The sequence below is a fragment of the Cupriavidus sp. SIMBA_020 genome (assembly GCF_046535395.1).
Lineage (GTDB): Bacteria > Pseudomonadota > Gammaproteobacteria > Burkholderiales > Burkholderiaceae > Cupriavidus > Cupriavidus campinensis.
Genome location: NZ_JAWRWU010001303.1, coordinates 1 through 248, shown reverse-complemented (window position 1 = coordinate 248; position 248 = coordinate 1). Strand labels below are relative to the sequence as shown.

Sequence of the window (248 nt, the reverse complement as noted above, 5' to 3'; positions counted from 1 at the left end):
GGCTAACTCCGTGCCAGCAGCCGCGGTAATACGGAGGGTGCGAGCGTTAATCGGAATTACTGGGCGTAAAGCGTACGCAGGCGGTTTGTTAAGCGAGATGTGAAAGCCCCGGGCTCAACCTGGGAACTGCATTTCGAACTGGCAAACTAGAGTGTGATAGAGGGTGGTAGAATTTCAGGTGTAGCGGTGAAATGCGTAGAGATCTGAAGGAATACCGATGGCGAAGGCAGCCACCTGGGTCAACACTG

At 54.0% G+C, this 248-nt stretch carries 1 rRNA gene; it reads left to right on the top strand.

The features are described from left to right. A 16S ribosomal RNA gene (locus tag SB751_RS33720) occupies positions 1-248 on the top strand; the annotation flags it as partial.